This is a genomic window from Oerskovia sp. 140933, assembly GCF_059651515.1.
This window is the reverse complement of the sequence record NZ_JAMXIO010000011.1, coordinates 51858-66710: the sequence shown is the minus strand read 5'-3', so window position 1 is coordinate 66710 and position 14853 is coordinate 51858. Positions and strand designations below refer to the sequence as shown.

At 72.4% G+C, this 14853-nt stretch carries 9 protein-coding genes and 1 pseudogene; 6 read left to right on the top strand and 4 right to left on the bottom strand.

The genetic code is table 11. The features are described from left to right. The first annotated feature begins 83 nt into the window (after window positions 1–83). The gene (locus NHG27_RS08045) at window positions 84–1784 is read left to right on the top strand and encodes a cation:proton antiporter (protein WP_497015710.1); all 1701 of its coding nucleotides are present in this window, start codon (window positions 84–86) and stop codon (window positions 1782–1784) included. A gap of 9 nt (window positions 1785–1793) precedes the next feature. Here the strand turns inward: NHG27_RS08045 and NHG27_RS08040 are convergent, their stop codons facing one another. The 3 genes from NHG27_RS08040 to NHG27_RS08030 form a co-directional block, all read right to left on the bottom strand. After that, window positions 1794–2474 (bottom strand): M15 family metallopeptidase, encoded by a 681-nt coding sequence (locus NHG27_RS08040; RefSeq protein WP_497015708.1) that lies wholly within the window; start codon window positions 2472–2474, stop codon window positions 1794–1796. A 451-nt stretch (window positions 2475–2925) separates the two neighbouring features. Further along, window positions 2926–4059 (bottom strand): hemolysin family protein, encoded by a 1134-nt coding sequence (locus NHG27_RS08035; protein ID WP_497015706.1) that lies wholly within the window; start codon window positions 4057–4059, stop codon window positions 2926–2928. Further along, window positions 4056–5570, bottom strand: a complete 1515-nt coding sequence (locus NHG27_RS08030) for a hemolysin family protein (RefSeq protein WP_497015704.1) — start codon at window positions 5568–5570, stop codon at window positions 4056–4058. The genes NHG27_RS08035 and NHG27_RS08030 overlap by 4 nt, the downstream gene beginning before the upstream one ends. A gap of 183 nt (window positions 5571–5753) precedes the next feature. On the opposite strand from NHG27_RS08030, the gene NHG27_RS08025 reads away from it, so the two are divergent. The 3 genes from NHG27_RS08025 (at window position 5754) to NHG27_RS08015 (ending at window position 11767) form a co-directional block, all read left to right on the top strand. Beyond that, complete coding sequence (locus NHG27_RS08025) at window positions 5754–6515, top strand: response regulator transcription factor (RefSeq protein WP_227748492.1); 762 nt, start codon at window positions 5754–5756, stop codon at window positions 6513–6515. After that, window positions 6512–7666, top strand: a complete 1155-nt coding sequence (locus NHG27_RS08020) for a sensor histidine kinase (protein ID WP_193720004.1) — start codon at window positions 6512–6514, stop codon at window positions 7664–7666. The genes NHG27_RS08025 and NHG27_RS08020 overlap by 4 nt, the downstream gene beginning before the upstream one ends. Window positions 7667–7921: 255 nt before the next feature. Then, window positions 7922–11767 carry a multifunctional oxoglutarate decarboxylase/oxoglutarate dehydrogenase thiamine pyrophosphate-binding subunit/dihydrolipoyllysine-residue succinyltransferase subunit gene (locus tag NHG27_RS08015; RefSeq protein ID WP_193720003.1) on the top strand — a complete coding sequence of 1282 codons (3846 nt, stop codon included), beginning with the start codon at window positions 7922–7924 and terminating at the stop codon, window positions 11765–11767. A 120-nt stretch (window positions 11768–11887) separates the two neighbouring features. Here the strand turns inward: NHG27_RS08015 and NHG27_RS08010 are convergent. Beyond that, window positions 11888–12884 (bottom strand): annotated as a pseudogene (locus tag NHG27_RS08010) (aldo/keto reductase). A 146-nt stretch (window positions 12885–13030) separates the two neighbouring features. Here NHG27_RS08010 and NHG27_RS08005 point away from each other — a divergent pair. Together NHG27_RS08005 and NHG27_RS08000 are read left to right on the top strand one after the other, a co-directional pair. Further along, entirely contained in the window at window positions 13031–13942 is a 912-nt protein-coding gene (locus NHG27_RS08005) for an aldose 1-epimerase family protein (protein WP_497015701.1), read from the top strand. A 190-nt stretch (window positions 13943–14132) separates the two neighbouring features. After that, complete coding sequence (locus NHG27_RS08000) at window positions 14133–14780, top strand: GDSL-type esterase/lipase family protein (protein WP_497015699.1); 648 nt, start codon at window positions 14133–14135, stop codon at window positions 14778–14780. Window positions 14781–14853: the final 73 nt, after the last annotated feature.

Genomic DNA, 14853 nt, shown 5'->3' with positions numbered 1-14853 from the left:
CGCGGTGCGGCGCGCACCCCGCGGGGAGCACGCCGTCGGGCTCCACCGCGCCGTCCCGGCCGGTGCGACGGAGAATGCAGGTCATGGACGAGGCCGTCGTACTCCTGGTCATCACCGGTGCCCTGGCCGTCACGGCCGTCGCCCGGCACTGGGACCTGCCCGCCCCCCTCCTGCTCGTCGTGGTGGGACTGGGCGTCTCGCTGATCCCCGTGGTCCCGCACATCGAGCTTCCCCCCGAGGTGCTGCTCGGCATCATCCTGCCGCCGCTGCTCTTCTCGGCGGCCACCGGGAGCTCCTACCAGGACTTCCGCACGTCGCTCAACGCGATCGTGCGCCTGGGCGTCGGGCTCGTGGTCGTCACGGCGCTCGCCGTGGCCTGGGTCGCGACGATGCTGCTCCCCGACCTCCCGTTCGCCGCGGCGCTCGTCCTGGGCGCCGTGGTCGCCCCGCCCGACGCCGTCTCGGCCGCCGCGGTCGGCCGGCGGCTCGGCCTGCCCCGCCGCGTCATGACGCTCCTGGGCGGCGAGAGCCTCATCAACGACGCGACCTCGCTCACGCTCTACAAGGTCGCGCTCGCAGGGGTCGCGACGGGCGCCTGGGTCTGGACCGAGGGCATCGGGGTCTTCGCGCTCGCGGTCGTGGTCGGCGTGGGGATCGGGCTCGTCATGGGCATCGGGATGCACGCCGCCAGGCTCCGGCTCGCCGACCCGCTCCTGACGAGCGTCGCGGGGATCATCCTCCCGTTCGCGGCCTACTGGATCGCCGAGGAGCTCAGCGGCTCGGGCGTCCTCGCGGTCGTCGCCGCAGGCCTCTACCTGGGGCACACCGCACCGACCGCGGGCTTCGAGACCCGACTCGTCGAGGAGCCGCTGTGGGACAGCCTCGACCTGCTGCTCGAGGCCATCACGTTCGCGCTCATCGGCCTCCAGCTCAAGTTCGTGGTCGAGACGGTCGTGACGTCCGACGAAGGGCTCCGCACGGCCGTCTGGGTCTCCCTCGCCGCCCTCGCGGTCACCATGGCGATCCGACCCGTGTACGTCTTCGCCACGTCCTGGCTCGACCGCGTGCACCTGCCCGGGTCGCGACGCTCGCGCGCCGACGCGCTCGGCTGGCGCGAGTCCCTCGTGGTCTCGGCAGCCGGGATGCGCGGTGTCGTGACGCTCGCCGCCGCGGCCGCCATCCCCGTGACGCTCGGCGGCGCCGAGTTCCCCGGCCGGGCCACGATCCAGCTCGCAGCCTTCACGGTCGCGATCGGGACGCTCCTGCTGCAGGGCGTGACCCTCCCCTGGGTCATCCGGCGGCTCGGCGTCGGCGGTGAGGACGAGGCAGCGAGCGACGCCGTCGAGGAGGCGCGGGTCCGACGGCTCATGGCCGAGGCGCAGGCCCACGAGATCGCCCGCGCGACCAGGGAGTGGGCCCCCGTGATCGGCGAGGAGAAGGCCGAGGCGACACGAGAGGCCATGTCCGCGGCCCTCGTCGCCCGGGCGAGCGCCGCGGCACGCCTCATCTCCCCCGAGTCCGAGATCGAGGAACCGCCCGAGCCGCCCCACGCCCGGGCGCGGCCCACGGGAGGGCGCGCCTTCCCCGTGGCACGCCACGGCGACCAGCCCGAGGACCTCCGACGGCTCAACGCGCTGCGCGCCGACATGAACAGGGCCCAGCGTCAGGTCCTCGTGGACGAGCGCGACGCCGGCCGCCTGAACGAGACCGTGATGCGCCGCATCCTGCGCGAGCTGGACATCGAGGCCGAGGCGCTGGCCGAGTCCTGGGTCAACCGGATCTGACGAGACCCGTCAGAGCAGGCCGCCGTGCTCGATGACACCCTCGGTGAACTCGAAGTGCCACGGCTCGTACGCGCCGCCGCCGCCGCGCTTTGCCCACGCCGGGTTGGCCCAGCCGTACAGCACGCCGTTCTGGTTGATCCACGTGTATACCTCGCGGTTCCCCGTCTCCAGCGAGCACAGGTCGATCGCGAGGCCCCAACCGTGGAAGGACGTCCCGGGCTTGGCCGCGAACGCGCCGCGCGACCCCTTGAGAGAGACCTGCGACGCCAGCGTCCGATAGCTCGAGACCAGGCACATGTCGCGCCCGAAGGTCGCGCGGAAGGCCTCGTTCATGGCCGAGAGCGCCACCGCGGCGTCCGGGCGCAGGGACTCGCCCGCCTGCCACAGGTCGCACAGCTCATGGGCCGAGAGGTTGCCGTTGGTGCTCGTCGTCACGACCGCCGGGTCGCAGTTCGGCAGGGGCGCGCGCTCGACCGAACGGCTCGCCGCCTGCACCCGCCCGTCGATCTTGGGGGCCGAGGCCACGTACTCCGACGTGGGCTCGGAGGCGGTCGGGTTGTTCACGAGGTCCAGGGCGCTCGGCCCGATCGGCCGCCCGTCCGGACCGTACGGTGCGGCGGGACCGTCCTGCGCACCGGCCGACAGGGGCATCGCGATGGTCGCGACCGCGAGGGTCCCGAGGACCGCCATGCGCGGCGCCCAGCGCTGGTGGGAGGGGATCTCCGTCCGACGGCGTCCCCTGTGCCCGGTCTCCGCCTCGCGTCGCGCGCGGCGGGAGTCAGAGGACGAGGGCGTCGTCTCCACCGGACCTCCACTACCGAGAGCCGCGGGGCACCACAGGTGACCGGAGCGGCACAGACGAACAGGAACACGCTGCACCGCGCAGAACGGACGAGCCTCCCATGCGGGAGGAACCGTGCGAGACGAAGCATCGGACACGATATCGGCGGGCGCCAGGGAAGCCAAGTCCCCTGCTCAACGGCCCGACGGCCCGTTCACCCACGCCCGGTCCCACGCCCGGGACCGGGCGTGGGGTGGGCGTGGGTCGGGGCGTCTCGGGCGGCAGCGGCCCAGGCCCAGACCCAGGCCCAGGCCCAGGCCCAGGCAGGACGGTGCGGGCGGCACGCGACGCTCGACGGCGTCAGTGCACCCGCCGCTGCATCGCGTCCCGCACCTCGCCGACGAGCTCCTCCAGGATGTCCTCGAGGAAGACGACGCCCAGGGCCCCGGGCTCGCGGTCCGGAGCGACGCCGTCGGGCCCCGACGACGCGGGCCCACCAGGTGGCACGGCACCCGCTGCCGACGAGACCGCGCGATCCGCCGGGCCCTCGTCCACCCGCGCCAGGTGCGCGCCCGAGCGCTGCATGGCCCGCAGGGCGTCCTCGATCTCGTCGCCCGGCTCGGCCGTCGCGAGCGCACGCACGCGCCACGACGGCACCGGTCGGAAGCGGTCCTCGCCGCTCGCGTACAGCACGTCCTTGAGGTGCAGGTACCCGACCAGCTCGCCGTGCGCGTCGGCGACCGGGAAGCGGCTGAAGCCCGTCTTCGCGACCAGGCGCTCGATCTCGTCCGGGGTGCAGCCCTCGACCACCGTCACCAACCGGTCGACCGGCACCATGACCTCGGCCGCCGTGCGCTCCGAGAACTCGATGGCCCCCGAGAGCAGACCCTGCTCGTCCTGCAGGATGCCCTCGGCCTGCGAGTGCTCCACGATCGACTGCACCTGCTCGGCCGTGAAGACCGAGGCGACCTCGTCCTTGGGCTCGACGCCGGTCCAGCGCACCACGTGGTTCGCGAGCCAGTTCAGCGACACGATGATCGGCTTGAGGACACGCCCCAGGACCACGAGCGGAGGACCGAACCACATCACGGCCTTCTCCGGCCCCGCGACCGCGAGGTTCTTGGGGACCATCTCCCCGAGGACCACGTGCAGGTAGACGACGATCGCCAGCGCGACCACGAACGCGATCGGGTGCGTGAGGGACGGGCTGACGCCCAGCGCGTGCAGCGGCACCTCGATGAGGTGCGCCACCGCCGGCTCGGCGACGACGCCCAGGCCCACCGAGCAGACCGTGACGCCGAGCTGGGCGCACGCGAGCATGAGCGAGACGTGCTCCATGGCCCACAGGACCGTCTGCGCCCGAAGGTTGCCCTGCGCCGCGAGCGGCTCGATCGCGCTGCGCCGGGCCGAGATGATCGCGAACTCGGCCCCCACGAAGAACGCGTTGGCCGCCAGCAGGAACAGCCCCAGGAGAAGTGCGGCGGTCGAGCTCATCGCGCACCTCCCGGCGTCTGCGTGCCGTCCGGGCCCGGGGCCCCACCCGGTGGGCGTTCGTGCACGAGCCGGCGCGGCACACCCGGGGCGGGCGTCCCGCCCGTGCCGGGCACGGACCCGTCACCCTCGCCCTGCGGCGCGAGCACGCGGACCCGCAGCCGCTCGACCCGGCGCCCCTCCATGGCCTCGACGCGCAGCACGACGTCCCCTGCCCGGACCTCGTCACCGACCCGGGGCACCCGCCCGAGGTCGGCCATGACCAGACCGCCGAGCGTCTCGTACGCGCCGTCCTCGGGCACCACCAGCCCCGTCGACTCCCTCAGCTCGTCCGGACGAACGACCCCGGGCACGATCCACGAACCGTCCGTGCCCCGCGCCACCCCCGCACGGCGCGGGTCGTGCTCGTCCGCGACGTCCCCGACCAGCTCCTCGACGACGTCCTCCAGGGTCACGACCCCGGACGTGCCGCCGTACTCGTCCACGACCACGGCCATCTGCAGGCCGAACCCGCGCAGCTCGACGAGCAGCGGGCCCAGCGCGACCGTCTCCGGGACCCGCGGGGCGTCGACCATGAGCGCCGCCGCGGGGACCTCGGCGCGCCGCTCGTGCGGCACCCCCACGGCCCGCCGCAGGTGGACGAGGCCGAGCACGTCGTCCCGGTCCTCGCCGATCACGGGGAAGCGCGAGTGCCCCGAGGTCCGGGCGAGCGCCACGACGTCCTCGGCCGTGTCGTCGCGGCGCAGGACCACCATGCGCATCCGGTCCGTCATGACGTCGACCGCACTGAGCTCGTCGAGCTCGATCGAGTTGGTCAGGAGCGTCGCCACCGACGTGTCGAGAGTGCCCTCCTGCGCCGACCGCTTGACCAGCGCCGCGAGCTCGGACGCCGAGCGGGCACCCGACAGCTCCTCGCGGGGCTCGACACCCATGCGACGCAGGATCGCGTTCGCCGAGCCGTTCAGGGCCGAGATGACGGGGCGGAACAGCTTGGTGAACTGCCGCTGGACGGGGACGACCTGCCGCGCCGTGCCGTACGGCGCGGACAGTGCGAAGTTCTTGGGGATGAGCTCGCCGAACAGCATCGAGAAGAGGTTCACGACCACGAGCGCGAGGACCACCGCGACGACCGTCGCCGCACCGGCACCCAGAGCCGTGCCGCCCAGGGCGTCGCCCAGCAGGTTCTGCAGGGCCGGCTGGGCCGTGTAGCCGAGCAGGATCGTCGTGATGGTGATGCCGACCTGCGCCGACGACAGCTCGGTCGACAGGTGCTTGAGGCCCGCCCGGACGCTGCGGTCGCGTCGGCTGCTGCGCCTCCGGTCGCCCCCGGCCCCGGCCTGGCGAGCGCCACCCGGCGGTGCGCCGTCCGCCTCGTCGTCGGGGACGTCGTCGTCCCCCGGCCTGGACAGCACGGCGGGATCGAGAGTGACGAGGGAGAACTCGCTCGCCACGAAGACTGCTGTACCTGCGGTCAGGAGCACCCCCAGCGCGACCATCAACCAGTCGCCTACCACGGGGTGCTCCACGGATATCGGGATGTGCTCTTCATCGTGGCAACGATGTTATCGGGCGAGAGCCCGGCAGCCATCCGGACCGCCGGCGCACGGCTCCTCCGCGATCCCCGGGCGCCGCGACATCCGGCGACGACTCCCGCCGTCGTGCGACCATCGTCGCCCCGTCTGTGCCACGCTGGTGCCATGACAGCCAGCGCATTCCCCACCGGCACCGGCGCGACGAGCGCCGGTGGACCCGCCGGCACCCCGGCTCAGGCCGCGAACATCCTCGTCGTCGAGGACGAGCCTGCCATCGCCACGGCCATCGCCCAGCGCCTGAGCGCCGAGGGCTGGCGCGTCGAGGTCGCCCGCGACGGGCTCTCGGGCGTCGAGGCCGCGACCCGCCTGCGACCCGACGTGATCGTGCTCGACGTCATGCTGCCCGGCATCGACGGGCTCGAGGTCACGCGCCGCATCCAGGCCGAGCAGCCCGTGCCGATCCTCATGCTGACCGCCCGCGACGACGAGACCGACATGCTCATCGGGCTGGGCGTCGGCGCGGACGACTACATGACCAAGCCCTTCTCCATGCGCGAGCTGGTCGCCCGGGTCAAGGCCCTGCTCCGCCGCGTGGACCGCGCGGCCCAGGCCGCGACGTCGACCCCCACGGACCCGCCCATGGTCGTGGGCGACGTCGTGATCGACCGCGCCCAGCGGCGCGTGCACCGCGCGGGCGAGGAGGTCCACCTGACCCCCACGGAGTTCGAGCTGCTCGTCATGCTGGCCAGCTCTCCCAAGACCGTCCTCACGCGCGAGCGCCTGCTCGCCGAGGTGTGGGACTGGGCCGACGCGAGCGGGACCCGCACCGTCGACTCCCACATCAAGGCTCTGCGGCGCAAGCTCGGGCCGGACCTGATCCGCACCGTCCACGGCGTCGGGTACGCGTTCGAGCCCCCCGTCGCGTGACCTCCGGCCACCGGACCATCCGCCCCCACCTCCCGGACGTCCGGCCCCTCGACTCGTTCCGGTCGCTCAAGATCAAGCTCGGCGTCCTGGTCTTCGCGACCGTCACGCTCGCGGTCCTCATCACCTGGCTCGGTCAGCAGAACAAGCTCGGCCCGACCCGCACGTTCCCCCTGGCGATCGTGCTCTCGCTCCTGCTCACCCAGATCCTCGCGCGCGGCATGACGTCCCCCCTGCGCGAGATGACGGCAGCGGCGCAGTCCATGGCCGACGGCGACTACACCCGGCGCGTCCGCGCGACGAGCCGGGACGAGGTGGGCCAGCTCGCGGTCGCCTTCAACATCATGGCCGAGGACCTCGCGTCGTCCGACCAGATGCGGCGAGAGCTCATCGCGAACGTCTCGCACGAGCTGCGGACCCCCATCGCGGCGCTCCAGGCACAGCTCGAGAACGTCGTCGACGGCGTGAGCGAGGCGAACCCCGCGACCATGGAGATGGCGCTCGCGCAGACCGAGCGGCTCACGCGCCTCGTGACCTACCTGCTGGACCTGTCCCGGATAGAGGCCGGCGCCGCAGCCCTCAACATCACCGACGTCCCGCTCGGGGACTTCCTGGAGGAGAACGCCGACGCGGTCTCGATGGTCGAGGCCGGCAAGCACCTCCAGTACGTGATCGACGTGACGCCCGAGGACCTGACGCTGCCCGCGGACCCCGAGCGGCTGCGCCAGATCATCACCAACCTCCTGCAGAACGCGATCCGCCACTCCCCCCAGCACGGCGAGATCCGGCTCGAGGCCTACCCCGTGGACGACGACGTGGTGATCGAGGTCATCGACCAGGGGCCCGGCATCGCGAAGAAGGACCGCGAGCGGATCTTCGAGCGCTTCGCCCGGGGCAACGCCCCGTCCCAGGGGCACTCCTCGACCGGCGGGACGGGGATCGGCCTGGCGATCGTCCGGTGGGCGGTCGACCTGCACGGCGGTCGGATCGAGGTCGCGGACTCGCAGCAGGGGGCGACCATGCGCCTGACGTTCCCGGCTCACCCCAGGCCGCAGGCGCCCGGGCTGCCGGACGACCTGCCCGAGATCGTCGGGCACACCGGCGGGTCCGGGCCGGACCCGCAGGAGGGCCGGTCCCCCACCCTCGGGACGTGAGACGTTCGTCACACTCTGCGCGGGGCATACCCGGCGATGGGCTAAACGACCTGACCTTTGGTCAGCGAACAGGTCGCTGTTGCCCCCCCGTTTGCCTCGCGCAGACGTCCCGTGAGGATGGTGCCGACACCCCGCGCACTTCCTGTGCCCAGGGCACCGCTCCGAGGACCGGAGGGCCTACGCTTGACGGGTCCGGCTCCGGACTAGGTACCCGATATCCAATGACGATCAGTGGTGAAAGTGGGCGATCCTCGCGTGTCCCCGAAGGCTGAGTCAGAGTCGATCAGCGCAGCAAGTTCTGTGTTCGGCGCCAACGAATGGCTCGTCGACGAGCTCTACGAGCAATACCTCAAGGACAAGAACGCGGTAGACCCCGCGTGGTGGGAGTTCTTCGCGGACTACCGTCCCGGTGACAAGACCGCCGGTGCGAACGGGAGCCAGGCCCCCGCCGCCGGCGCCACGACGCCCGCGGTCGCGACGCCGTCGCCCGCCGTCCAGATCCCCGCCGCCGGCCCGGCAGCGCCGCCGGCCCGCACGGCCGCCGGCGTCCCCGCGACCGACGGCTCCGCCGCCGGCGAGTCGGCGCAGCGCCCCAAGTCCCCCGTGGTCCCCGCGGACCCGTCCGTCAACGCAGCCATCGCAGCCGTCAAGGCCAACCGGCCCGTCGCGACCGCGCAGCCCGCCACGGCCCCCTACGCGGCGGTCGCCGCCTCGAGGTCCAAGACCGACGCTCCCGACACCGCGGACGACGTCCAGAAGCTGCGCGGCCCCGCCGCGCGCGTCGTCGTGAACATGGAGGCGAGCCTCGAGGTCCCCACGGCGACCTCCGTGCGCGCCGTGCCCGCCAAGCTCATGGTCGACAACCGCATCGTGATCAACAACCACCTCGCCCGCGGGCGCGGCGGCAAGATCTCGTTCACGCACCTCATCGGGTACGCGCTCGTCGAGGCCCTCGGCGAGATGCCGGCCATGAACGCGAGCTACACGCAGCTCGACGGCAAGCCCGCCGTGAACAACCCGGCGCACGTCAACTTCGGCCTCGCGATCGACCTCGCCAAGCCCGACGGCACCCGCCAGCTCCTCGTGCCGAGCGTCAAGAAGGCCGACCAGATGGACTTCGCCCAGTTCTGGGCAGCCTACGAGGACCTGGTCCGCCGGGCCCGTGGCAACAAGCTCACGGTCGACGACTTCGCGGGCACCACGATCTCGCTCACCAACCCGGGCGGCATCGGCACCGTGCACTCGGTCCCGCGCCTCATGCAGGGTCAGGGCACGATCATCGGCGTCGGCGCCATGGACTACCCCGCGGAGTTCGCGGGCGCCTCGGTCGAGCAGCTCGCCCGCCTCGGCGTCTCGAAGGTCCTGACGATCACGTCGACCTACGACCACCGCATCATCCAGGGCGCCCAGTCGGGCGAGTTCCTGCGCATCCTCGGCACCAAGCTGATCGGCGAGGACGGCTTCTACGACCGCGTCTTCGCCGCGCTGCGCATCCCCTACGAGCCGGTCCGCTGGACCCGCGACAACACGACGGACGCCGAGATCGAGGCGGCCAAGCCCGCCAAGATCGCCGAGCTCATCCACTCGTTCCGCTCGCGCGGCCACCTCATGGCCGACACGGACCCGCTGGCCTACCGTCAGCGCAAGCACCCCGACCTCGACGTCCAGACCCACGACCTCACGCTGTGGGACCTCGACCGCACCTTCCCGACCGGTGGCTTCGGCGGCAAGACCAAGTCGACGCTGCGCGACATCCTCGGGCTGCTGCGCGACTCGTACTGCCGCTCGATCGGCATCGAGTACATGCACCTGGCCGACCGCGCCCAGCGTCGCTGGCTCCAGGAGCGTCTCGAGTCCGGGTACGCCCGCACGCCGCGCGAGGACCAGCTGCGCATCCTGCGCCGCCTGAACTCCGCCGAGGCGTTCGAGACCTTCCTGCAGACCAAGTTCGTGGGCCAGAAGCGCTTCTCGCTCGAGGGCGGCGAGTCCGTCATCCCGCTGCTCGACGCCGTCCTGTCCAAGGCGGCCGACGGCGGCCTCGACGAGGTCTGCATCGGCATGGCGCACCGTGGTCGCCTCAACGTCCTGGCCAACATCGCCGGCAAGAGCTACGCGCAGATCTTCGCGGAGTTCGAGGGCAACCAGGACCCCAAGAGCGTCCAGGGCTCCGGCGACGTCAAGTACCACCTCGGCACCGAGGGCACGTTCTCGGCCGAGTCCGGTGCGCAGACGCGCGTCTACCTCGCGGCCAACCCGTCCCACCTCGAGGCGGTCGACCCCGTCCTCGAGGGCATCGTGCGCGCCAAGCAGGACCGCATCGACCTGGGCGGCGACGGCTTCTCGGTGCTGCCGATCCTCATCCACGGCGACGCCGCGTTCGCGGGCCAGGGCGTGGTGCCCGAGGTCCTGAACCTCGCGCAGCTCCGCGGGTACCGCACCGGTGGCACGATCCACGTCATCATCAACAACCAGGTCGGCTTCACCACGGGCCCGTCCTCGTCGCGCTCGACGCTGTACTCGACCGACGTCGCCAAGGGCTACCAGGTCCCGATCTTCCACGTGAACGGCGACGACCCCGAGGCGTGCGTGCGCGTCGCGGAGCTCGCCTTCGCGTTCCGCGAGCAGTTCGACCGCGACGTGATCATCGACATGATCTGCTACCGCCGCCGCGGGCACAACGAGGGCGACGACCCCTCGATGACGCAGCCGCTCATGTACAACCTGATCGAGGCCAAGCGCTCGGTGCGCAAGCTGTACACCGAGAACCTCGTCGCGCGCGGCGACATCACGCTCGAGGAGGCCGAGCACGTCCTGCAGGACTACCAGGCCCAGCTCGAGCGCGTCTTCACCGAGACCAAGGAAGGCGGCTTCACGCCGTCGCCCGCCTCGGAGCCCGTCGCGGGCCTCGAGCGACCCGAGTCGCAGCGTGAGGACGCCGGCACGATGGTCGGGTGGAAGACCGCGGTCGACCAGTCGATCATCGAGCGCGTGGGCCAGGTGCACGTCTCCCCGCCCGAGGGCTTCACGGTCCACCCCAAGCTCGCGCAGCTCCTCGAGAAGCGCCACCAGATGTCGACCAACGGCGGCATCGACTGGGGCTACGGCGAGCTGATCGCGTTCGGCTCGCTGCTCGTCGAGGGCACCCCGGTGCGCCTCGCCGGCCAGGACTCGCGTCGTGGCACGTTCGTGCAGCGCCACGCGGTCCTGCACGACCGCGAGACGGGTGCCGAGTGGACGCCGCTGCTGTACCTGTCGGCGGACCAGGCCAAGTTCTGGGTCTACGACTCCTCGCTCAGCGAGTACGCGGCGCTCGGGTTCGAGTACGGCTACTCGGTCGAGCGCCCGGACGCCCTGGTGCTGTGGGAGGCGCAGTTCGGCGACTTCGTCAACGGCGCCCAGACGGTCATCGACGAGTTCATCTCGTCGGCCGAGCAGAAGTGGGGCCAGAACTCCTCGGTCGTCATGCTGCTGCCGCACGGCTACGAGGGCCAGGGACCGGACCACTCGTCGGCCCGCATCGAGAGGTTCCTCCAGCTCTGCGCGGAGAACAACCTCACGGTGGCGCAGCCCTCGACGCCCGCGTCGTACTTCCACCTGCTGCGTCAGCAGGCGTACGCCCGCCCGCGTCGCCCGCTCGTGGTCTTCACGCCCAAGCAGCTGCTGCGCCTCAAGGCGGCCGCGTCGGCCGTCGAGGACTTCACGACCGGCACGTTCCAGCCCGTCATCGGGGACACGACGACGAACCCGGCGAACGTCGACCGCGTCCTGCTCTGCACGGGTCGCGTCTACTACGACCTGATCGCCGAGCGCGCCAAGCGCGGCGACGACAAGACCGCGATCGTCCGGCTCGAGCAGCTCTACCCGCTCGACGTGGACGGCATCCGTGCGGAGCTCGCCAGGTACGAGGGCGCTGACGTGGTCTGGGTCCAGGACGAGCCGGAGAACCAGGGGGCGTGGTCGTTCATCCACGTCAACCTGCCCGAGGACCTGCCTCGCGTCCGGGTCGTCTCGCGTCCGGCATCGGCCTCGACGGCTGCCGGCACCGCCAAGAAGCACCAGGCCCAGCAGGCCGTCCTGATCGAGCAGGCGTTCGCCCGCTGAGCAGCACGGTCGCGCTGCCCGACTGACGACGACGGCCGCCTCCCCTGGGCGGGGAGGCGGCCTTCGTCGTCGGTCGCCCGGACCGGGCCCAGCCGGGCCGGGCCGGGCCCGGCCTCGGGCCTACCAGCGGCCGTGGACCTGCTCGCGCAGGTAGCGGTCGTAGATCTCGCGGACGCCCGACGCGAAGAGGGGCCCGAGCACCTCCGCGGACCCGGCCTCGGCGTTGGCCCGCGCCTGCTCGACGTTGCGGGCGCCGGGGATCACGGTCGAGACCCCGGGCTGCTGCCAGATCCACGCGATCGCGGCCTGCGCGGGCGTGACGTCCGGGCCGAGCACGTCGTGGACGAGCGCGGTGAACGCCCCCGCTGCGGTGAGCCCGGTCGAGAAGTCGACCCCGGAGAACGTCTCGCCGACGTCGAACGCGGATCCGTCGCGGTTGAAGGACCGGTGGTCGTTCTCGGCGAACGTCGTCTCGCGCGTGTACTTCCCGGACAGCAGGCCCGAGGCCAGGGGGACGCGGGCGATGATCCCCACGCCGGCCTCGGAGGCCGCGGGCAGCACCTCGTCGAGCGGCTTGAGGCGGAACGCGTTGAGGATGATCTGCACCGTCGCGACGCCCGGCCGTGCGATGGCCGCGAGCGCCTCGTCGACGGTCTCGACGCTCACGCCGTAGGCGGCGATCGCGCCCTCGGACACGAGGGTGTCGAGCGCGTCGTACACCTGGTCGTCCTTGACGACCGCGGACGGCGGGCAGTGGAGCTGGACGAGGTCGAGCCGGTCGGTGCGCAGGTTGCGGCGCGACCGGTCGGTCCACTCGCGGAAGTTCGCGAGCGTGTAGCTCTCGGGCTCCTGGGGGGGCTCGGCGCCCCATCTTGGTCGCGACCGTGATCCCGGAGCCGGGGTTGTCGGCGAGGTAGGAGCCGATGATCTCCTCGCTGCGGCCGTCGCCGTAGACGTCGGCGGTGTCGAAGAACGTGACTCCGGCCTCGGCCGAGGCGTCGAGGACGGCGCGGGCGTCGGCCTCGCTGACCTCGCCCCAGTCCGCCCCGAGCTGCCAGGTGCCGAGCCCGACGACCGAGACCAGCCTGCCGGTGCGTCCGAGCACTCGTCGTTCCATGTGTTTCTCCTCGTCCTGCGGGTGGTGCTCCCGTCCCCGGTGGCCGGGGGCGGTGCGTCGCTGCGTCGCGGGCCCGGGCGGGCGGCACGACCGGGTTCTACTGTCCCTGCTCGTGCGTCGTTCCGCACGCAGTAACGTGTGTGATCGTGAACATCACACCACCTTCCGGTATCCAGGTCCGCATCGAGCACGGTGAGCACCGTGCCACCGTCACCGAGGTCGGCGCGTCCGTCCGCGAGTACTCGGTCGGGGGGCGCGACGTCTTCACGCCCTTCGACGAGTCGGAGCTGTCCCCGGCCTCGCACGGAGCGGTGCTGCTCCCCTGGCCCAACCGTCTGCGCGACGGCCGCTACACGTTCGACGGTACCGAGTACCAGCTCCCGATCACCGAGGTCCCCCGGAACACCGCCCTGCACGGTCTCGCGTGCTGGGAGCGCTGGACCGTCGTCGAGCAGTCGGCGTCGGCCGTGACGCTCGAGCTGCACCTGGTCCCCGTCCCGGGCTACCCGTTCGACCTCGTGGCCCGCGTGTCGTACGCACTGAGCGACGCGGGTCTGCGCGTGGTGACCCGTACGACCAACGTGGGCGGCGTCGACGCCCCCTACGGGGTCGGCTTCCATCCGTGGCTCTCCCCCGGTGGCGCGTCGCTCGACGAGTGCACCCTCCGGCTGGACGCCGGCACGCGCGTCACGACCGACGAGCGCCTGCTGCCCACGGGCACCGAGCCCGCTGCGGGCGACCACGACCTGCGCGAGCCCCGGCTGCTCGCGGGGATCGACCTCGACGACGCGTACGTGGACGTCCTGCGCGACGAGGACGGCCTGTCGTGGATGCGCCTGAGCGCCCCCGACGGTCGCACGGCCGCCGTGTGGATGGACTCGTCGATGGACACGTGGCAGGTCTGCACGGGCGACCACGTCACGCCCGCGCACCGGCGCACCGGCGTCGCGGCCGAGCCCATGAGCTGCATCGCGGACGCGTTCCGGACGGGCGAGCGCCTCGTGCGCCTCGCGCCGGGGGCCTCGCACGAGGTCACGTGGGGCGCGAACCTCCTCTGACGCGGCGTGGCGCTCGCCACATCCTGTCCGTCCCGGCGTCCTTCCCCCTCCCCCCGGGGAGAGGTGGCGAGAGGCCGGGACGGGGCCCTGGGGCACGGCTGCGCACGGCGGGCACCGTCGGGTGCTCCCGGGTCGGCGCGCGATCCGGATCCTGTCTGTCACGACGGACATCCCGCACGGGAGGCCCGTCGTGACAGACAATGGTGCGCGAGCGAACGAGGAGCACATCACCGTGGGAGAACCTGAAGTACGGATCTGCGTGGTCGGCGACGAGCTGAGCGCGGGTGTCGGCGACGCCAAGGGCCTCGGCTGGGCGGGCCGCGTGGTGGCACGCACCCGTTTTCCGGGGACGGCGATGGTCTTCCCCCTCGCGATCCCGGGCGAGACGACGACCGCGATGAGCCAGCGCTGGGAGGCCGAGACCGCCCGGCGCTTCGACCACGACCCCGAGGCCGACAACCGCCTCGTCCTCGCCCTGGGCCGCCACGACCTGGACGCCGGTCTCTCCGTGGCCCGGTCACGACTCAACCTGGCGAACGTCCTGGACGTGGCCGAGCACCGTCGGCTGCCCACGTTCGTCGTCGGTCCGCCCCCGGGCCGACCCGAGGACAACGACCGGCTGGGCGAGCTGTCGGCTGCCTTCGCGGACGTCGCCAACCGCCGCCGGGTCCCCTACGTGGACACGTTCACGCCCCTGGTGACGCACGAGCAGTGGCTCGCCGACCTCGCGACGAGCAGCGGCGGCTACCCCGGCCAGGCGGGCTACGGCCTCATGGCGTGGCTCGTGCTGCACACGGGGTGGCACGCGTGGCTCGGCCTGCCCGACGACGTCACGTAGGTCCGGCGTCCGGCCCGCCACGGGTGCGGCGCCGGCCGCCGGGACCGGGCGCCGACGCCTGCCGCCCCGGCGG